Raw genomic sequence first — 20,101 nt, 5'->3', positions numbered from 1 at the left:
CTATTCTAAGTTTCTGGTCTGTTACAAATTCCCGGTCTGCTGCAAATCTCTGACTCTTCTACAATTCTCTAATCTGTTGCAAATCTCTGACTCTTCTACAACTCTCTGATCTGTTACAAAATCTCAGGCTCTTCTACTCTTCATAGATCTCATCAAACACTCCACCGTCTGCGAAATGCTTTTTCTGAACTGCATCCCAGCCGCCGAAATCTTTGATCGTTGTCAGCTTCACCTTCAGGTTAAAAGTATCTGCATGCTTTTTCAGGATCGTCTGATCAACCGGCCTATAGTAATTCTCCGCGATCAGCTCCTGAGCTTCATCGGAATACAGATATTTCAGATATGCTTTCGCAGCTTCTGCATTATCATGCTTTTTCACATTTTCATCTACAACAGCAACGGACGGCTGTGCCAGGATACTGATGCCCGGCGTTACGATCTCGTAATCATCCGGATTGTCCCTTACAGAAAGAAACGCTTCATTTTCCCAGGCGATCAGCACATCCCCCTGCCCGTTTTCCACGAAAGAGGTTGTGGCACCTCTTGCACCGGAATCCAGAACCAGGACATTTCTATAAAGCTTCTTAATAAAGGCTTTCATCTCTGTCTCGTTGCCATTATATTTCTCATTTGCATAAGCCCAGGCTGCCATGTAATTCCAGCGGGCACCACCGGAGGTTTTCGGATTGGGAGTGATCACTCCCACACCATCCTTTGTCAGATCATCCCAGTCGTGGATATTCTTCGGATTTCCCTTCCGAACAAGAAATACAATGGTGGAAGTATAAGGAGCACTGTCATCCGGATATTCATCGATCCATCCCTTGTCGATCAAACCGGCATTCCGGATCGCATCAATATCATATTCCAGTGCAAGTGTCGCCACATCTGCAGGAAGTCCATTGGAAATCTCAAGAGCCTGCTTTCCGGAACCGCCATGAGACTGGATCACATCCACACTCTGACCTGTTTCCTCTTTCCAATATTTTGAAAAAATCTTATTATATGCTTCATAAAATTCTCTGGTCGGATCATAGGACACATTGATGATCTCCACATGATTTTTATCCTTTGTATTGTTTCCCGATACTGCAAAAGTTCCTGCCAGTACCACTGCTGCCAGTGTGATACAGACACCTGCAATGCGTTTTCTTTTCATGATCTGTATACTCCTTTACAACCACATTTTTATTTAGAAATCTTTTTCCCACCAATGTAACTGCTTCATTTCGCTGTCAAATCATACCTGTTCTTTCCGTTTACTGTGGTTCTGTAATTTTTTTATTTGAATTGAATACATTAAACCATATTATTCCCATTAATTAAATAGGAATATATGAAAACGTTTTCACGCAAATACTCTGGTCATAGCGCAACTGCATCCTGTCTGTCACTATATCTGCGCATCCGCAACACTCAGATACAATAATCGCTCCACATACTGTCCTCCACACTGCTGCAGCTGTTCCGTATCATCAGTCTGCCTTCCAGCTCCATTCGCACAATACCCGAATGCCCGCCCTTCAGCCGGTCCAGCAGCAGGTATAATGCAAATTTTCCCATATCCCCCTTGGGCAGGCTCACCGTTGTCAGCATCGGTCTGGTAAACTGTGCCTCCTGTATATCATCGCTGGATATGATCGAAGGCATATAATACCGGTTCCGAAATTTATTCAGGCACTTCAGCATTCCGATCGCCGAAATATCATTGGCACAATAGATTCCGGTTGGCATGTCGTCCGACTGAAAGAACTTTTCCATAGCCTCGTAGCCCTCGGCCTCAGTCTGCTTTGTTTCGATAACATACTCCGGTATCACATCCAGATCATGCTTCTTCAGTGTTTCCAGATACCCGTTATACCGGTCCTCGCTGTGACACTGGCCAATATAACCGATATTTTTGTGCCCCAGGGAGATCAGATATTCCACTGCCGCTGCTGCGATCTTTTTCCCATCACAAAGGACCTCATCCACTTCATAATTGGTAGAATTCCGGTTCACCGATACCACACTCTTATACTTCTTATTCAGCTTCTTCAAGGCCTCTTTATTACATCTGCCGATGATGATCAGTCCGTCCCTTTTCCCTTCCACCTCATCATACATTCCGTCGATCAGCCGGTCCAGATTCTCCCTTCGGCACTTCCGGTCATCGGAAAACACAGACATATACCATACTTTGGAAAGAATGCAGTTTTTATCATGGATCTCACTTTCGATCACCCGAAGGAGCTCCGCAAAAAACGGATCCGTTGTGGAAGAATCGGTTCTTGTCATCAGGATATTGATGTACCAGGTTTTCTCCTGCTTTGCGGAAACGCCTTTTTTCAGATTCCGGGCCGCCTCGTTGGGCACATAATTCATCTCGATAGCTGTTTTCCATATCTTATCCCTGAGTCCGGAAACAGAACATTTATAATTGGGATTATTCAAAACTCTGGAAACCGTCGCCGGTGAAACCCCTGCCTTTTCTGCAATCTTCTTGATGGACATGTACCCGTCCCCTCCTTCTGAAAAAAGTCTGCCCGCTGCCAGTCCTGTAAGCTGCTCAACGTCATCTATGTAACTCAGCAGCATCAGTGTAACAGAACTTTTTATCATTCCTTATTTCATAGTAATTAAATATGTTTTATATGATAATAAGAGTTTTGAAAAAAGTCAATCTTATTTTGTGAAAACGTGTTCTTTTTTTGCCTGCAATATATAAAAACAGACTGAGAACCTGATATATATTCTTATCAAGCTCCAGTCTGTTTTGCGTACTCAAACATATAAGATATAACTATGAGTAAATAACAAATGCTGATTACTAATATCCTTTGAATTATTTAACCGTTACCTTACAGGTCAGTTTTTTGGAACCACTCTGAACGGTAATGGTTGCAGTTCCTTTTTTGATGCCTTTTACAACACCTTTGGATGTGACCGTTCCCCCATTTTCCAATTCACATTTATACTAAAATTATAAATTTCCCATCACATTTAATCAAACTTTGTTTAGAATATTTTTGTCATATTTTGTCTGTTTACAGACATTTTTTAACATTTTTTCTACTATAAAAAACCGACAGCTGCACATGTGAAACCTTTTGCACCTGCTTTATTACCAAAATACCAAAAATACGACGTGCAGTTGTTCAAAATAAATATCTGTACTTTCTTCTCCTGCTCATAATAATCTCAAATACTCTTTCTTTATATTTCTGCGGATAATAACTTTCCATATCCAATATTTCTTTTACATCTTTTTCATTAAATTTCAGCCTTATCTGCTGACCATACAATTCTTCTGCAATCTCGATCTGCTCATCAAAATCTTCACACAGAGTTTTTGATCGTGCCTCCTCCATCAGATTATTTATGTTTTCTTCCATCGGATAATCCATCTGTATATCTGATAGCAGTCCTGCACCGTTATCAAATATTGGACATAAATGATATTTTTCTTCTGCATCCATTAAGACTCCAATATTATGCATATGCCGATCTTCATTCATAAAAAATGTATCAATTGCCAGGATCTTACTCATATACTTTCCAAAATCGCTAATTCCCGTAATGCGTTCCGTCTGATCTACTATAAATTCCAGTCTTTCCGAATGTTCTGGAATCGTGAATAATTTTTTATAAAGACTTTCATTATAAAATCCATAAAAAAGTCTTTCTAATGTAATAAGCTGCCATCCCTCAGGCAAAAAATTTTCACTTTTACATCCCAGATATTTTCTTCTCTTATAACTAATCTCTTCTGTTTTATATAAAACATACTCTTCCTGTTTCAGTGAAGATTTTTCCAACAAACGTGAAACAACATATTCCACCAATCCCTCATATCCCATATAATCAGCTTTATACCATACATTATTCCTGCACCATTTCAATTGGTTTCCTTTTGACGATTGTCTGTCATTTGTTTTGATATCCTGTTCAAAAAGCTGCACCATCTTTACCTCTCAATCCTGATCCAGAAATCATCCTCTGCCATTCTTCCTTCGGTCTTTTCTATGATCATAAACGGATCATAAAATGGCAGATTCAAATCTTCTAATACCAATTTTATTTTGTCTCGTTGTCTCGGGAAACAACGAGATTCCAGAAATTCCTCGTATTCTTCAAAGGTTGGGTTTTCATTTCGGCCAAATGCTTTTTTAATAAAATTGTTTGTATAATTATATATTTTTACTTTTCTGCTTCTCTCATCCACATCAATAATCGTACATATTTCTCTCTTAAACATGTACCATAAACGTATCGGATATTCTTTTTCCGGCACACGGAGGTTTTCCTCAATCTGAGGATACTCGTTTAAAATATGAACTAATGTCGTAACCGGTCCTGTAATATCCCGATTTTCACTTTCCCATCTTTCTATTGTTTTCTGAGATACATTTACTAACTTTGCAAAATCTTTTTGTGTAAGCTTCAATTTCTTCCTTAAAATTCGTATATCTTCTGCCCGTATCGAATGTTTCACAGCATATCCTGTCATTTTAGATTCCCCCTTTTTTATTAATATACCCTTATTTTAAGGGTATAACAAGCTATTTTATTCCTTATTTTAAGGGTTTTCTATATTTATAAAAAACCCGGCAGCTGCACATGTGAAAACTCTCCATGTTTCATCTGCCGGGCTTCTGTTTTTATTTTCTTTTGTATTCTTTCACTGTTATGGCGATTTTACGTACGCCTGCTTCATCGTTACTTCACCGTTATCTTACAGTTCAGTTTTTTCGCTCCGCTCTGCACGGTGATCACGGCCGTCCCTTTTCGGATTCCCTTTACAACACCTTTGGAATTTACCGTAGCGATCCTGCGATCCGAGGAACGGAAAAGAATCTTTTCGTCGCTGTAATACGGCACGGTCACTGCCTGGATCGTATATGTTTTTCCACGAAGTATGGTTTTTGTTTTGGGCACGCCGGTCATCTTTGCGGTCCTTACTGCGGCAGTATTGTTCAAAAAACGGAACCCATTTTTCTTTGCGTAAGTCTGAGCAGTAGAACCCTTTTTTCCGGCAATGACAAAAGTTTTATTTTTTCCACTATTGAAATTATAGCCGATCGCTTCTTTTTCTATCACTGTTTTACTGTTGAGGATCGTAATCTTTTTCATTGCCAGGCAATCATAAAAAGCATGGCTTCTGATCTTTTTCACACTGGCAGGTACTGTAATATTCCCCAGTTTTCGACAATTACTGAATACACCGTTCCCGATCTCTGTAAGCTTCTTCGGCAACGACACCTTTCTGAGATCTGGACAAAAAGAAAACGCACCTTCACCAATAACCGTAACACTGTCCGGAAAGCTTACTCCTGTCAAACCGCAATGCCGAAAGGCCGCTCTTTCTATCCTGGAAACGCCCTGTCCAAGCGTAACCTTTTTCAGCTTCATATCCGCCTCAAATAACGATTCCGGTAATATTTTCACACTTCCCGGAATGCTGACAGATTCCAGATTGTTACAGTAACTGAAAGCATATTCATCAATTTTTGTCACAGTTTTCGGTACATCCAGGCTCATAAGCTTACTCTGGTAAAAAGCATATGCACCAATGCTTTTCAGTCCATCAGGAAGCTTGATCCTGGTGATCGCAGTATCTCCAAATGCTCTTACTCCAATACTCCGCAGAGTTCCCGGCAACGAAATCCTCTTCATATTTCTGCAGCCTGAAAAGGTTCTGTCACCGATTTCCGTGATCCCAGATGCAACGGTTACTGTTTTTATCATTGCTGATCTGTATGAAAAATCATCGGTAACCTTAACCTCCCCTTTTCCCTGTATCTGCAGGTTTCCATTGGAGTACAACCGGTAAACAGCTTTGCTTCCACAGGAGCCCTTCGCAACAAGCTTTGCAGTGCTCTGCACACCTGCTGCCGATGCTTCCTGTGCATATTCAGCCGCATAACCAGTCTGTGCATGTACAGCCACAGAAGATACACAGGACCCTGTCAGGATCATTGCCGTTGATAACAGTATTGCGATTTTTTTCCCAAACATAAAAGCTCCCTCCCTGAGAATCGATCGGATATCCACGATCTTCTCCCATGCAGCAACAAAAGGACCGACATACATCCGGTCCTCATGTTCATCATTTAGAATCTGTTGGTTAATCCAACCACATACATATCTTCTTTATATTCCGGAATCTTCACAAGAAGTCCTTCTGCAGTATCTTCAGTTTCTACCTTCACTGCCGGATCAAATGGTCTCAGCGCTCCGTGATAGCCCTTGATCAGGAATTCATTGGCGCCTTCCTTCAGATGATCTGCAAACACATTCAGATTTCCGTCTTTCTGTGTATAATGGAGCTCGATTCCACTCTCAAGCAGCTCAGATTCACGGTCACTGCAGCGTGTTCCGTAAATACCGTCATGGTTTACCTTCAGCCATGCACCCAGGATCTTCAGTCTTCTTACCTGCTCCTCCGGGATAGTTCCATCTGCCTTTGGGCCGATGTTCAGGAGAAGATTTCCGTTATTTGCCACTGTTCCGACAAGAAGTGAGATCAGATCCGGAACAGAGATCAACTTGTCATCGCCTTCGTTGGCATTATAACCGAAGGATAAGCCCATTCCACGACACATCTCCCATTTCTCATTTCTGTTTACAGAACCGGATTTATATTCCTTAGTAAGGAAATCGTGATAACGTCCGTTGAAACGATCATTTACCACACCCTCCGGAACCTTATTGTAATAATGTGCAAAGAAATACGGCATCATCTCTTCACTCTGTGTCGGCCATCCGATATCATTCCAGAACACACTCGGTGCATAATCATCTACAAGCTCTTTCATCTGATTATAGGAATAATCTGCATATGCAAATGTCGGGCTGGCTGTTCCAAACAGATCATCATCCTCAAAAATAGGATCGTTTGCATACTGCCAGTCGATCAGTCCGGAATAATACAGACCCATGCGGATTCCTGCGTCACGGACAGCTTCTGTCAGCTCACCGGTGATATTTCTCTTCGGTCCCATTTCTACGGAATTGAAATGTGTATATTTACTTGGGAACAGGCAGAATCCGTCATGATGCTTGGTTGTCAGAACAACATACTCCGCACCTGCTTCTTTGAAGATCTCTGCCCACTGCTTCGGATCCCAGTTTTCAGCTTTCCACATAGGAATAAAATCTTCGTATTTGAAATCTTTTCCGTATTTTTCTATATGATGCTTATATGTAGGGCCTTTTCCAATGTTCAGAGAATTGTAATACCATTCTGCATACGGATTATCCGCAAACCATTCCTTGGAATCAACCTCTCCCAGCTCCCATGTATGCGGTGCAAATGCCGGCACGGAATAAATTCCCCAATGGATAAAAATTCCAAATTTACAATCCTCATACCATTTTGGAACTGTGTGTGCATTTACAGAGTTCCAGTTTCCTGTGAATCTTACATCTCCCATAATTAAAATACCTTATCCTTTCTGTCCTTTCAAAAAGACATTATAATTTACTCGCTTCCCCCAACAGCTATTCTACTGTGATCTTCAATACCACCGGCATATCTCCCGCCTCAATAACCCCTCTTCCGCAGGAAATATCCAGTTCTTTATTTCTCGCAAATGCCGGATGCAGATCTGTTCCGAGGATCTCAATATCCCGGATCGTGGATTTCAAAAGCTTCATATCATTGCCAAGAGCTTTGATATGGATCTCTCCATCCTCCGGCCAGTGCAGAACAGTCGCATAAATATGATTGCTCTTACTTGTAAAACGGATATCCTCAGAAGTAAAGTGCTTATCATAGGTATCCGTGAAATGTCCTTCCGGAACCACCGTCGGTCCCTCTCCGAATGTCTTCCAGTATCTGGTTCCGTATATCGCCTCTCCGTTTACCTTCAGCCATTTTCCCATTTCTCTCAGGATATGTGCATCCTCTTCCGGAATTGTTCCATCCGGCTTCGGTCCGATATTAAGAAGAAGTGCACCATTTTTGCTGACTACATCGATCAGATCCAGCACTACATCGGAAGGCTTCTTATAATCATTTCCAATGGTATAGCCCCAGGAATTCTTAGCTACAGACGTATCATTCTGCCACAGATCCGGTGTGATATGGTCTAACTGACCTCTTTCCAGATCATTGACTGCGCTGCCGTAAACATATGCGTCAAATTTGGCATCAATGGCTGTTTCTTTTCCCCACTGTGCAGAACGGTTGTAATAATATGCTGCAAATTTACGAAGATACGGTTTCCATGCATACTGCTGGATCCACCAGTCAAAATACACGATGGATGGCTGATATTTATCCACGATCTCGCAGGTGCGGACAAGCCAGTCCTGCATATGCTCCTCTGTCGGAGGATTGTCATAAATATCACTCATATCTCTGGTGATTCCTGCTGCCGGCCCATAAAGATCCGCATATTCCGGATCATTGACATCAGCCTCCGGGATCTGACGACCTCCATTAAAGAACCAGTAATGCTCTGCTCTGTGAGAAGAAGCACCGAGAACCATTCCCTCTTTCTCAACCTCTGTCTTCAGCTCTCCGAGAATATCTCTTTTCGGTCCCATCTCAGCAGCGTTCCAGCGACAAAGGTCACTTGCATACATCTGAAATCCATCGTGATGCTCCGCTACCGGAACTACGAATTTCGCCCCCGCCTCTTTAAATAAGGCCGCCCATTCCTTCGGATCAAACTTCTCAGCCTTAAACTGAGGAATAAAATCCTTGTAGCCGAATTTATCCAGAGTTCCGTATTTCTCTGTATGATGCAGGTTCTCCTTAGAGCCTTTCACATACATATTTCTGGGATACCATTCATTTCCGAAAGCCGGAACACTGTAAACACCCCAGTGGATAAAAATTCCGAATTTATCTCTTGCATACCACTTCGGCGTAGGATGCTCACAGAGAGAATCCCAGGTATCCGTGTACGGTCCCTGTGCGATCACCTCATCGATCAGAGAAAGGTATTCTTCTTTTTTCATCTGTTCGTCCTCTTTACATCTTTTATTTATATTGTATGGATGTCTCTATGTTATCATCAAACCTTTTGGTTGTATATGCCCAACAATCCACAAATAAAACGTTTCGTTTTTATACAAAACATACAACAAAAAAAAGACCTTGATGATGTTTTTGTTCCAACTTCATCAAAGTCTTTTCTTTTTTACATAATATTCTCTTCGATCACCTTTTCGATCCGTCTCTTCACTTCTTCTGCGAGCTCTGTGGTATGCATATCTTTGTATTCCTCATAATACATCGGAGGAAGGATATGCACCTGTACGGTGATCCTCTCTGTAGAACCGGTATCAAAAGCCTTAAAGGAATCGATCAGTGCAACCGGAACGATCGGGCATTTCGTCTTGGTGGCAGTCTTGAAGCTGCCGCCCTTGAACGGTCCCGGATGATTTCCGTTTTTACTTCTGGTTCCCTCCGGAAAGATCAGATAATTACGACCAGCCTTCACTTCCCGTATTACATTGACAATGACCTGCATGGACTGCTTCAGGTCTTCCCTGTCAATGATAAAGGCCTTCATACAGGCAAAAACCTGCTTCAGAAAAGGAATCTCTCCAACTTCCTTCTTGGCAACTACCGAAAAAGGAACCGGGCATGCCCGGATGATCGCCAGCACATCAAACAGTCCCTGGTGATTCGGAAAAAACATAAATCCCTTTTCTTTTGGGATATTTTCAGCTCCATGCACATCAATATGGATATTTCCGCCTTCGATGGCATGCTCATCTACCAGTCTCAGGAATGCGTATTTCTTCTCTTCCGGATAATCATCTGTATGCGCTGCATACCAGCAAAGCTTGATCCACCAGTAAGGAACAAAGACTATATTTCTGAGCACCATCAGCAAAATCCGCTTCATTCTTACATCCTCCCGCCTCTGCTTTATCCGTTCAGTTTCCCTGCGATCTTATCCTCGTATCCCGGATTCTTTTTCAGAAAAACTTCATAAGCCTTTGTATAATCTGTATAGGTTTTCGTAGTCATAAATTTCTGATAATCCTTAGCAGCCTGCTGGCTGATCTTATCTGAAATCTCAGAAGGCGCATACAGATAATACTTTTTGTCCTGGACCTTTACAAGATAGGTACTGATACATGGATATTCCTGCTCGTTCTCCAGAACAAGATTATAGCGGATATAAACATAAGAATAATTTTTGTTTTCAGAAATGGAGCCACAGCTGTCGATATTTACATCCTTTACTCCATGGGCCTGAAAATATTTTATCGTGGAGGAAATCTCTGTTTTCGCCTCATCCGATAACTTATCCGCACTGTAACAGCTCTGCATCTTTTTATTCTTGCCTGCTGCTGCCGCTTTGATGTAGCCTTCCACAACCCCCTCCGGAGTTCTGTGGCTGATCTTTCCGCAACCTCTGGCCGCCAGAACGATCACCAGCAGGATCAAAATGATCCCCGCCAGTGTCGCAATATGGACAAAATTCAGTTTTTTATTAGAGTATTTCAGCTTCTTTACTGATTTTTTTCTGCGTTTTTTCTTTGTCGTCGTCATGACTTATCCTCGACCTTATTCCTCTTCACTGCCTGTGACAGCTTCCTCTGCAGAGCCTTCTTCGTTATCGCCGGTTTCTCCGTCAGCTTTTTCGGTAGTTGTATCTGCTTCCGGATCTTTATCTCTTACCTTGGCGATACTTGCAACGGTTACACCCTCTGTAAGATTAATCATCTTCACACCGGAGGTGATCCTTCCAAGAACAGAGATATCCGCACACTGCAGACGGATAATGATACCCTCTGTAGTGATCATCATGATCTCGTTCTCTTCGTTGACAGCCTTGGCGCCAACAACATTTCCGGTCTTCTCGGTGATCTTGTAGCACTTCACACCCTTACCGCCACGGTTCTGGACAACGAACTCACTCATAGCTGTACGTTTGCCCATTCCGTTCTCGGAAACTACAAGCAGATAATCTCCCTGAGTGTTCAGCTGCATGGCAACAACTTCATCACCGTCAGTAAGATTCATACCTCTTACTCCCATGGACGCACGGCCTGTGCTGCGGACATCCGTTTCCTTAAAGCGGATACACTGTCCGTCCCTGGTCACAAGAATAATATCTTTATTATTATCAGTAGCCTTAACCTCGATCAGCTCGTCATCATCACGAAGAACGATTGCTGTAAGACCTGTCTTACGGACATTCTCGTAATCCTTGATCGGAGTTTTCTTCACAAGGCCTTTCTTGGTGGCCATCATCAGATAATGCCCCTCTTCATATTTACGAAGCGGGATCACAGCTGTGATCTTTTCTCCCGGTGCAAGCTGCAGAAGATTGATGATCGCAGTTCCTCTGGCTGTACGACCAGCCTCCGGGATCTCATATACCTTCAGTCTGTATACACGTCCTGTATTAGTAAAGAACATGAGATAATGGTGCGTTGTCGTCATCAGAAGCTCTTCGATATAGTCATCCTCAATCGTCTGCATACCCTTGATTCCTCTGCCGCCACGGTTCTGGCTGCGGAAGTTGTCAACGGTCATACGCTTGATATAACCAAGCTTTGTCATTGCGATCACTGTATTTTCTCTCGGGATCAGATCCTCTGTAGAGATATCATATACATCGTATCCGATGGAAGTCTTTCTGTCATCGCCGTATTTCTCTGCAATGGCAAGGATCTCCTCTCGGATCACCCGGAGAAGGAGCTTGCGGTCAGCAAGGATTGCCTGGAACTTGCGGATCTTCTCCATAAGCTCTGCATACTCAGCCTCCAGCTTCTCTCTTTCCAGACCTGTCAGTGCACGGAGACGCATATCCACGATCGCCTGTGCCTGCACATCTGTCAACTCAAAACGGTCGATCAGCTCCTGCTTGGCGATCTGTACGTTGCGGGAACCACGGATGATGCGGATCACTTCGTCAATATTATCAAGTGCCTTCAGAAGACCCTCCAAAATATGGGCTCTCTCCTGTGCCTTATTAAGATCATACTGTGTTCTTCTGCGAACTACATTCTCCTGATGCTCCAGATAGTACTCCAGCATCTCTTTCAGGTTCAGAACCTTCGGTTCCATACTTCCATGATTTGGAACAAGAGAAAGCATGATCACACCAAAAGTATCCTGCAGCTGTGTATGCTTGTAAAGCAGATTCAGGATCACGTTGGCATTGGCATCCTTACGAAGATCAATACAGATTCGCATACCCTCACGGCTGGAATGGTCGTTCAGGTCTGTGATCCCGTCGATCTTTTTGTCACGGACAAGCTCTGCGATCTTCTCGATCAGACGTGCCTTGTTTACAAGGTACGGGAGCTCGGTAACCACGATACGGGATTTACCGTTTGGCAAAGTCTCGATATTTGTCACCGCACGGACACGGATCTTGCCACGTCCGGTACGGTAAGCTTCCTCGATCCCTCTCGTTCCGAGGATGGTCGCTCCTGTAGGGAAATCCGGTCCCTTTACGATCTCAAGAAGCTCCTCCATAGCTGTTTCTCTGTCTTCTTCTACAATGTTGTCAATGATCTTAACAACTGCATTGATAGTTTCACGAAGGTTATGCGGCGGAATATTGGTTGCCATACCTACCGCAATACCTGTAGTACCGTTTACCAAAAGGTTCGGAAAACGTGCCGGAAGCACAACCGGCTCACGCTCTGTCTCATCAAAGTTCGGCTGAAAATCAACCGTATCCTTGTTGATGTCAGCAAGCATCTCCATGGATATCTTGCTGAGACGTGCCTCTGTATATCGCATGGCAGCCGCACCGTCACCATCCACGGAACCAAAGTTTCCATGTCCGTCAACCAGCGGATATCTTGTGGACCATTCCTGAGCCATATTGACCAGCGCACCATAGATGGAGCTGTCACCGTGCGGATGATATTTACCCATGGTATCACCGACAATACGCGCACATTTTCTGTGTGGCTTGTCAGGACCATTATTCAGCTCGATCATAGAGTACAGAACTCGGCGCTGTACCGGCTTCAGACCGTCTCTTACATCAGGCAAAGCTCGTGAGGCGATAACACTCATGGCATAGTCGATGTAAGATTCCTTCATCGTTTTTTCCAGATCCACTTCGTGGACTTTGTCAAAAATATTATCTTCCATTCTTCTTTATTCTCCTAGATATCAAGATTCTTAACGAATCTTGCATTTTCTTCGATAAATTCACGTCTTGGCTCTACCTTGTCTCCCATAAGAGTGGTAAATGTCAGATCGATCTCAGATGTGGCAGCTTCGTCCATGGTCACACGGAGAAGGATTCTCTTCTCAGGGTCCATAGTAGTCTCCCAGAGCTGCTCGGCATCCATCTCACCCAGACCTTTATAACGCTGGATCTTATTGTTTCCGTCACGTCCGATCTCGGTAAGGATATTGTTCAGCTCATCATCGTCATATGCATACCATACCTTTTTGTTCTTCTCCACTTTATAGAGAGGAGGCTGCGCCAGGTATACATATCCCTGCTTGATCAGCTCCGGCATGAAACGATACAGGAAGGTCAGAAGCAGTGTTGCGATATGCGCACCGTCAACATCGGCATCGGTCATAATGATGATCTTGTGATAACGAAGCTTGGAAATATCAAAATCCTCATGGATTCCGGTTCCGAAGGCAGTGATCATTGCCTTGATCTCTTTGTTTCCGTAAATCTTATCCAGACGTGCCTTCTCAACATTCAGGATCTTACCACGCAGCGGAAGGATTGCCTGTGTGGCACGGTTTCTCGCTGTCTTGGCAGAACCGCCCGCGGAATCTCCCTCTACGATATAGATCTCACAGTTCTCCGGATTCTTGTCAGAACAGTCTGCAAGCTTTCCCGGAAGCGACATGCTGTCCAGTGCGGATTTTCTTCTTGTAAGGTCACGTGCCTTTCTGGCTGCCTCTCTGGCTCTCTGTGCAAGAACAGATTTCTCAACGGTAGCCTTGGCAACTGCAGGATTCTGCTCCAGGAAAATCTCCAGCTGTTTACTTACAACACTGTCTACCGCACCTCTAGCCTCACTGTTTCCAAGCTTCTGCTTGGTCTGACCCTCAAACTGCGGATTCTCGATCTTAACACTGACGATCGCAGTCAGGCCCTCACGGATATCATCACCGCTTAAGTTCGGCTCACTGTCCTTAAGAAGCTTGTTCTTACGTGCATAATCATTAAATGTATTGGTGATCGCATTACGGAAACCGGTAATGTGTGTACCGCCCTCCGGTGTATTGATATTGTTTACAAAGCCATAGGTGTTCTCTGTATAGGAATCATTATGCTGCAGCGCAACCTCTACAGACACGCCGTCCTTCTCACCCTCACAGTAAATGATCTCCGGGTAAAGAGCCTCCTTGCTTCTGTTCAGGTAGCTTACAAACTCACGGATACCACCCTCATAGTGGAATATCTTCTCGCGCTCCTGTCCCTCTCTCTTATCCTCCAGAACGATACGAAGACCCTTAGTCAGGAAAGCCATCTCACGAAGTCTCTGTTTCAGGATATCATAATCATAAACAGTCTCCTCAAAGATCTCCTTGTCCGGAAGGAAATAAACCTTCGTTCCTGAAAGCCCCGGATCACAGTCACCTACCACCTTCAGCGGGTACATAGTCTTGCCACGCTCATATCTCTGTTTGTATTCCTTACCCTCTCGGTAGATGGTAACCTCCAGCCATTCGGAAAGTGCATTTACAACAGATGCACCAACACCGTGGAGACCACCGGAAACCTTATATCCTCCACCGCCGAACTTACCGCCTGCGTGAAGAATGGTAAATACAACCTCAACTGCCGGAATACCAGCCTTATGATTGATGCCAACCGGAATACCACGACCATTATCTGTAACTGTAATGGAATTATCCGGATTGATATCTACATGGATCTCCGTACAAAAACCAGCCAGTGCTTCATCGACTGCGTTATCCACGATCTCATATACGAGATGATGAAGTCCACGGCTGGAGGTACTTCCGATATACATTCCAGGCCTCTTACGTACGGCTTCCAGTCCTTCCAGAATCTGGATCTGATCCGCGCCGTATTCTGTATTCTCTGCGCCCATGTCATTCCTCCTGTTCTTGTCGTCCGGACGTGTTTGAAAATTCATTTCTGCAGAACCATAGCAGCTTCAGAAATCATTACATCAAATCCTGAGCAAGATAAACTGATCTTTTAATTTCAGGAAATACTGTATTTTCATTTTGCAGAAAGCAATTCTCAAACCCGCTCCGGAAGTGTCATTTATACCTGTAAAATAAATATTTTTTACATACGAATACAGAGTTTATTATAGCACAAAAAAGCCTGTATTTCCACGCAAAATCATAGGAAATACAGGCAAAAAAGTATCTTATTAAATGCAATCCCAAAACATAGCACAATATGCTCTTAAAATATATGGAATATTCAGCTACTCCAGTAAAAGCCCAAATTCCTTTAACAATTTCTTCTGGTATTCCGGATCTGCTGCCGATCTTATAATATCAGACGTCCTCCCCAGCTCAGCAAGGCAGAGGATCAAACTGTTAATACTATGTTCTCCCTGCTGCATTCCCTGTTGCATTCCCCGCTGCATTCCATCCTTTATTCCATCCTGCATTCCAATTCCATACCCTTCATCATAGCCAGCCTGTAAACTTTTTCTTATCTTTTCCTCGATCTGATCCTGTATGATCCGATTTAATGCTTCACACATACAATCCGCCTCCCTGAATTTTTCTTCATTAGCCCTTACGATCATCTGCATAACTGATTCGTACAAAGGATTTTTCTGCTTTTCTCTGTATTCATTGAGAAGTCGTTTCATATCTTCCTTATCTTTTATTCTATCAGTCAGACTTCTCAGCCACAGATTTTTCTTCTTCGACAACTGCTCTGTTACAATGACCTGGATTGGGATCTTAGATCCTGTTACGTAATAAATTCCTTCTTCCATCTTTTTTACCCGGCATTTCCAAAACTCCCTCAAATGACGGAGCATCTTCCGGGGATATGCCCTGCTTACCAAAGAGATCGTAATCTCCTCAATTGGAATTTCATCCTCAGTTACCGTATCCGCTTTATAAAAAAATGCATATCCACACACCTTATAAAAATCATTGATGCTTATATAATCCGTCGGACTCTTATATTCAATGATATTATATTTTCGGAAGATCCTTCCTATGTTTTTATTAATGGGGATATCTGATTTCTTTTTGATCACAAGCGCATCGATCTCCATTGGTTTCGTCCCAAGCTGATGCTCATTCTCAAAAATCAGATTCTCCCTTTCTGCCTCCAGTTCTATCTGGATATCAGCAAAAAATGCAGGATGCCACTGCTGCAGGTTAGAGCTGTTTGTTCTGTTATTGTTTACGATCATACACGACTCCTCTGTTTTGATCTCAAGGAGCCTCATCTGAAAACTCCTGCTGAAAAATGGAAAAAAGCATGAATTTTCTGAGATGACAGGCAATCTGCCTGATATATGAAATGTAATAGAAAAATAAGATTATTTTTAGAAAATATGCTTTTACAGCATTTCCATAGAATCCCGGAACTGCTTTTTATTTTTGATAAGATCAGCTTACCACAATATGGTCTATACTGCAAGCAAATCATTTCGACAAAATCCGCACAGTACTTTTTATGTTACTGTTCACTGGCAATATTCCGCGAGGTGTTTTTTGTGAGCGAAGGTCACAGAAAACCCGAGACATACCGCGCGGATTTATGCGATTAGCATAAATTCTGTGCATCGCGAAGCGTGTTGCTGAGAACGGAGTGAACAGTAACCTTTTTATTACCACAATAAAAAAAGCCACATACGTTCCCAAAAATCCCTGGTCACAGTATGCAGCTTATTCAATCATCCACGATCACGTTACCTACGATCCGTACCACAATTACACCTGATCATTCAGCAGAACCTTCTCCATCCAGAAGCGCCTTATAAATATCCCGCTTGGAAACACCACGATCCTTGGCAGCAAGCTTCATGGCATCCTTCCTGGAATTCCCCTGCTGCTCATACATCGCCACATGCTCCGCAATGGAAATCTCCTCCCAAGAAGCACGCTTCTCCGCCTCCATCTCACTGCGGCTCCTGCCCTCGATCACAAGAACACACTCACCCAGCGGCTTCTCATCTTTATAAAAATCCATCAAATCATCGATCGTAGTCCGGAATGCCGTCTCATGCTTCTTGGTCAGCTCTCTGCAAAGAGTCATCCGGCGGTTGCCAAGCGCCTCTCTGAGCTCACCAAGAGTCCGTACAAGCCTGTGAGGTGCCTCATACAGGATAATAGTCCTGGTTTCACAGGAAAGCTCCTCCAGGATCGTTTTTCGTTCTTTCTTATCCGCCGGAAGAAAAGCCTCGAAAGCAAAACGCCTGGTATGCAGGCCTGACAAAGTCAGAGCAGTGATGCAGGCAGCAGGACCCGGAAGTGAAGTCACTTCAATTCCGGCTTCATAGCACATGGCGGCAAGCTCCTCCCCAGGATCTGAGATACCCGGAGTACCTGCATCTGTGATCAACGCAATGTTTGTACCCGCCAGCAGCTTTTCCACGAGGACATGGCCCTTATCGATCTTATTGTATTCGTGGTAGCTGGTCATGGGGGTTTTTATATCAAAATGATTCAGAAGTTTTATGCTGTTGCGGGTATCCTCCGCAGCGATTAAGTCCACTTCCCGAAGGGTTCTTAGTACTCGAAGGGTGATGTCTTCGAGATTTCCTATGGGGGTGGCGCATAAGTATAGTTTTCCGTTTTGTTTCATAATTTGCCTCTTTTCTCGCTTGACCGCGGGGAGTTGTTTTCCACTTGGCCGTGGGGGAGTTGTTTCGCTTGACCGCGGGGGTTTGTTTAAGTTTGGGAACTTTGAAAACCGCAAAGGGGCCGCAAAGCCGCGCCCCCTCTGCACACCCCTTGGGCTTTTTTTAAGTAGTGCAAGGGATTCGCTGTTCTTATTTGTTGACTTGTGTCTGTATGCTTCGGTATTCAGCGCGCTACGCTGTGCCGATGTTGTTTTATTTCTTCACTTTCTCTGTGGTTCTCTTCTGGCAAGGTGTCTGTATTCTTCGCTACTCAGCGCGCCACGCTATGCCGATATTATTTCATTTCTTCACTTTCTCTGTGATTCACTTCTGGCAAGATGTCTGTATTCTTCGATACTCAGCGCACTATGCGTTGCGATCTCTCGCTTTGAATCTCAGGCGAGGGGAGGCCGGCTGCTGGTGGTGACGTTAGCGGAGCCCCCGTCAGCGAGGTGAGGATAGCTGCTGCCACCGAGCGCACTGTTTGAGCGAAGCGAGTTTGCGCGAATGGCAGCAAACCGGCGCCGCAGCCGAGCAGGGGGCGCAGCGTGTCACCACCAGCAGCCTGCCTCCCCTCGCCGTCCCTTCACCAACCGAAGTACCACAGCCACCACTACCACCCAGCCATCCAGCGCAGCGCCGATGGCCCAAAACCTCCCGAGCAGCCACCCAATCTCTCACAACCACCCAAACAACCAACCATGCAGCCACCCTAAGCCACAACATCACAACATTCACACCATCCGATACAACTCCAAAACATCCTCCGTATAAACCCCAGGCCGCTCATAAACCACCAGCGGCCGCTCAACCCGGATCCTGGAATTCCCGCCCTTACAAGCCTCGATCAACACCATATTCGGCTCCTTATCAATAAAAGGATACACCAGCTGCATCCTCTTAGGCTCCAGCTTATACTTCGTCAAAGTCGCCATCAGCTCCACCAGCCGAAACGGCCTGTGCACCAGAAAAAAACGCCCCCGATCCTTCAGGACCCGGGCAGCCTGACAAGCCACATCATCAAACGAACACAAAATCTCATGCCTCGCGATCGCCTTCGGAAGATGCGGATTCGTCAACCCATGCTGCCCGATCATATACGGCGGATTACACGTCACCACATCAAAAGAAGCCGCCCCAAAAATCCCGGCAGCCTCCCTGATATCACCCTCAACGATCCGAACCCTGTCCTCAAGACCATTATACCTCACACTACGGTCAGCCATCTCCGCACACTCATGCTGGATCTCCAGCCCCGTGAAATGCTCCCCATCCGTACGATCAGAAAGCAAAATCGGAATGATCCCCGTACCGGTCCCCATATCCAGCGCAACCTCACCCCTCTTCACCCGGGCAAAGCCAGACAACAGAACCGCATCCATCCCAAAGCAAAACTTCTTCGGATCCTGGATCACAAACAACCCATTCTGAAGATCATCCACACGCTCACCGCAATAAACCAGATCACTTCTCATTCGGCTTCGAATCTCCCTTTTTAACCTCTTTCTCCTCGTGGTCAGCAGAACCACCCTTACCCTTTTTTCTCTTAGGGCGGAACCTCAGATCACGGACCGGAAACTCCTGGATCTCCTTCTCGTCATTCACCTCAACCACGATCTTAACCATCTGCCGGAGAACATTCACACTCTGGACCGTACCCGAAACACCCTGCGGCGTCGTTACCATATCACCGATACCCGGAAGATTCCGGTTCAGCTCCTCATAAGTCTCCTGCTCATTCTTCAGACAGCACATCAGACGACCACAGACACCAGAAATCTTCGTCTGGTTCAGAGAAAGATTCTGCTCCTTCGCCATCTTGATGGAAACCGGCGCAAACTCCGAAAGATACGTATGACAGCAAAGCGTCCTTCCACAGATACCAATACCGCCAAGGATCTTCGTCTCATCACGGACACCGATCTGACGAAGCTCGATCCTGGTCTTAAACACAGACGCCAGATCCTTAACCAGCTGCCGGAAATCAATACGGCCATCCGCTGTAAAATAAAACAGCACCTTGTTATTATCAAAAGTATACTCCGCATCGATCAGCTTCATATCAAGCTCATGCTCACGGATCTTCTTCTTACAGATCTTAAAAGCCTCTTTCTCCTTCTGGCGGTTCTCAGCCTCATGATCCTCGTCCTCCTTCGTTGCAACACGGAGAACCTCCTTCAGCGGATGGACCACCTCGTCCTCCTTCACGCTGCGCGGCTCCAGGACAACACGGCCATACTCCACACCACGGGCAGTCTCCACGATCACATGATCGCCGACCTTCACATTATAATTCTTAGGATTAAAATAATAAATCTTACCAACGTTACGAAATCTGACTCCAACTACCTTTTCCATT

15 protein-coding genes are annotated in these 20,101 nt (G+C 44.5%); all 15 read right to left on the bottom strand.

What is annotated here, in order from left to right:
- Positions 1–133: 133 nt before the first annotated feature.
- Positions 134–1,159 carry a sulfate ABC transporter substrate-binding protein gene (locus EAI83_RS14110; RefSeq protein ID WP_243113515.1) on the bottom strand — a complete coding sequence of 342 codons (1,026 nt, stop codon included), beginning with the start codon at positions 1,157–1,159 and terminating at the stop codon, positions 134–136.
- Positions 1,160–1,416: 257 nt separating this feature from the next.
- On the bottom strand, positions 1,417–2,601 hold the full coding sequence (locus EAI83_RS14105; protein WP_243113514.1) for a LacI family DNA-binding transcriptional regulator: 1,185 nt from the start codon (positions 2,599–2,601) through the stop codon (positions 1,417–1,419).
- 536 nt (positions 2,602–3,137) lie between these two features.
- On the bottom strand, positions 3,138–3,944 hold the full coding sequence (locus EAI83_RS14100; protein WP_129975827.1) for a hypothetical protein: 807 nt from the start codon (positions 3,942–3,944) through the stop codon (positions 3,138–3,140).
- 2 nt (positions 3,945–3,946) lie between these two features.
- Positions 3,947–4,489, bottom strand: a complete 543-nt coding sequence (locus tag EAI83_RS14095) for a helix-turn-helix domain-containing protein (protein ID WP_129975825.1) — start codon at positions 4,487–4,489, stop codon at positions 3,947–3,949.
- Positions 4,490–4,698: 209 nt separating this feature from the next.
- A complete protein-coding gene (locus EAI83_RS14090; protein ID WP_161206382.1) occupies positions 4,699–5,997 on the bottom strand; it encodes a leucine-rich repeat protein in 1,299 nt (432 codons plus the stop codon).
- A 95-nt stretch (positions 5,998–6,092) separates the two neighbouring features.
- Positions 6,093–7,415: an alpha-L-fucosidase gene (locus EAI83_RS14085; RefSeq protein ID WP_059086493.1), complete on the bottom strand. Its 1,323-nt coding sequence runs from the start codon at positions 7,413–7,415 to the stop codon at positions 6,093–6,095.
- 67 nt (positions 7,416–7,482) lie between these two features.
- Entirely contained in the window at positions 7,483–8,949 is a 1,467-nt protein-coding gene (locus EAI83_RS14080) for an alpha-L-fucosidase (protein WP_021651688.1), read from the bottom strand.
- A gap of 182 nt (positions 8,950–9,131) precedes the next feature.
- The gene (locus EAI83_RS14075; RefSeq protein ID WP_021651689.1) at positions 9,132–9,845 is read right to left on the bottom strand and encodes a lysophospholipid acyltransferase family protein; all 714 of its coding nucleotides are present in this window, start codon (positions 9,843–9,845) and stop codon (positions 9,132–9,134) included.
- 23 nt (positions 9,846–9,868) lie between these two features.
- Positions 9,869–10,498: a hypothetical protein gene (locus tag EAI83_RS14070; protein WP_021651690.1), complete on the bottom strand. Its 630-nt coding sequence runs from the start codon at positions 10,496–10,498 to the stop codon at positions 9,869–9,871.
- A 15-nt stretch (positions 10,499–10,513) separates the two neighbouring features.
- Positions 10,514–13,066, bottom strand: coding sequence for a DNA gyrase subunit A (gene gyrA, locus EAI83_RS14065; protein ID WP_059086495.1), 2,553 nt, complete (start codon positions 13,064–13,066; stop codon positions 10,514–10,516).
- Between the two features lie 14 nt (positions 13,067–13,080).
- Complete coding sequence (gene gyrB, locus EAI83_RS14060) at positions 13,081–15,006, bottom strand: DNA topoisomerase (ATP-hydrolyzing) subunit B (protein WP_129975821.1); 1,926 nt, start codon at positions 15,004–15,006, stop codon at positions 13,081–13,083.
- A gap of 348 nt (positions 15,007–15,354) precedes the next feature.
- Positions 15,355–16,308: a 3-isopropylmalate dehydrogenase gene (locus tag EAI83_RS14055; protein ID WP_129975819.1), complete on the bottom strand. Its 954-nt coding sequence runs from the start codon at positions 16,306–16,308 to the stop codon at positions 15,355–15,357.
- 533 nt (positions 16,309–16,841) lie between these two features.
- Positions 16,842–17,705 carry a 16S rRNA (cytidine(1402)-2'-O)-methyltransferase gene (rsmI, locus tag EAI83_RS14050; RefSeq protein WP_044962018.1) on the bottom strand — a complete coding sequence of 288 codons (864 nt, stop codon included), beginning with the start codon at positions 17,703–17,705 and terminating at the stop codon, positions 16,842–16,844.
- Between the two features lie 771 nt (positions 17,706–18,476).
- Positions 18,477–19,217, bottom strand: a complete 741-nt coding sequence (locus EAI83_RS14045) for a tRNA1(Val) (adenine(37)-N6)-methyltransferase (protein WP_059086497.1) — start codon at positions 19,215–19,217, stop codon at positions 18,477–18,479.
- Positions 19,207–20,100, bottom strand: a complete 894-nt coding sequence (locus EAI83_RS14040; protein ID WP_022426161.1) for a PSP1 domain-containing protein — start codon at positions 20,098–20,100, stop codon at positions 19,207–19,209. Before EAI83_RS14040 ends, EAI83_RS14045 begins: the two co-directional genes overlap by 11 nt.
- Between the last annotated feature and the right edge of the window lies 1 nt (position 20,101).

This window comes from Blautia sp. aa_0143 (assembly GCF_004167315.1).
In the GTDB taxonomy this organism is placed as follows: domain Bacteria; phylum Bacillota; class Clostridia; order Lachnospirales; family Lachnospiraceae; genus Blautia_A; species Blautia_A fusiformis.
The sequence above is the reverse complement of the archived record's forward strand: the minus strand, read 5'-3'. Positions and strand labels throughout refer to the sequence as shown.

Coding starts and splice junctions, on each gene's coding strand:
- EAI83_RS14040 (WP_022426161.1), bottom strand. CDS start 20,100: ATGGAAAAGGTAGTTGGAGTCAGATTTCGTAACGTTGGTAAGATTTAT.
- EAI83_RS14100 (WP_129975827.1), bottom strand. CDS start 3,944: ATGGTGCAGCTTTTTGAACAGGATATCAAAACAAATGACAGACAATCG.
- EAI83_RS14075 (WP_021651689.1), bottom strand. CDS start 9,845: ATGAAGCGGATTTTGCTGATGGTGCTCAGAAATATAGTCTTTGTTCCT.
- EAI83_RS14045 (WP_059086497.1), bottom strand. CDS start 19,217: ATGAGAAGTGATCTGGTTTATTGCGGTGAGCGTGTGGATGATCTTCAG.
- EAI83_RS14105 (WP_243113514.1), bottom strand. CDS start 2,601: ATGATAAAAAGTTCTGTTACACTGATGCTGCTGAGTTACATAGATGAC.
- EAI83_RS14055 (WP_129975819.1), bottom strand. CDS start 16,308: ATGATCGTAAACAATAACAGAACAAACAGCTCTAACCTGCAGCAGTGG.
- EAI83_RS14090 (WP_161206382.1), bottom strand. CDS start 5,997: ATGTTTGGGAAAAAAATCGCAATACTGTTATCAACGGCAATGATCCTG.
- EAI83_RS14085 (WP_059086493.1), bottom strand. CDS start 7,415: ATGGGAGATGTAAGATTCACAGGAAACTGGAACTCTGTAAATGCACAC.
- rsmI (WP_044962018.1), bottom strand. CDS start 17,705: ATGAAACAAAACGGAAAACTATACTTATGCGCCACCCCCATAGGAAAT.
- gyrA (WP_059086495.1), bottom strand. CDS start 13,066: ATGGAAGATAATATTTTTGACAAAGTCCACGAAGTGGATCTGGAAAAA.
- EAI83_RS14095 (WP_129975825.1), bottom strand. CDS start 4,489: ATGACAGGATATGCTGTGAAACATTCGATACGGGCAGAAGATATACGA.
- gyrB (WP_129975821.1), bottom strand. CDS start 15,006: ATGGGCGCAGAGAATACAGAATACGGCGCGGATCAGATCCAGATTCTG.
- EAI83_RS14070 (WP_021651690.1), bottom strand. CDS start 10,498: ATGACGACGACAAAGAAAAAACGCAGAAAAAAATCAGTAAAGAAGCTG.
- EAI83_RS14080 (WP_021651688.1), bottom strand. CDS start 8,949: ATGAAAAAAGAAGAATACCTTTCTCTGATCGATGAGGTGATCGCACAG.
- EAI83_RS14110 (WP_243113515.1), bottom strand. CDS start 1,159: ATGAAAAGAAAACGCATTGCAGGTGTCTGTATCACACTGGCAGCAGTG.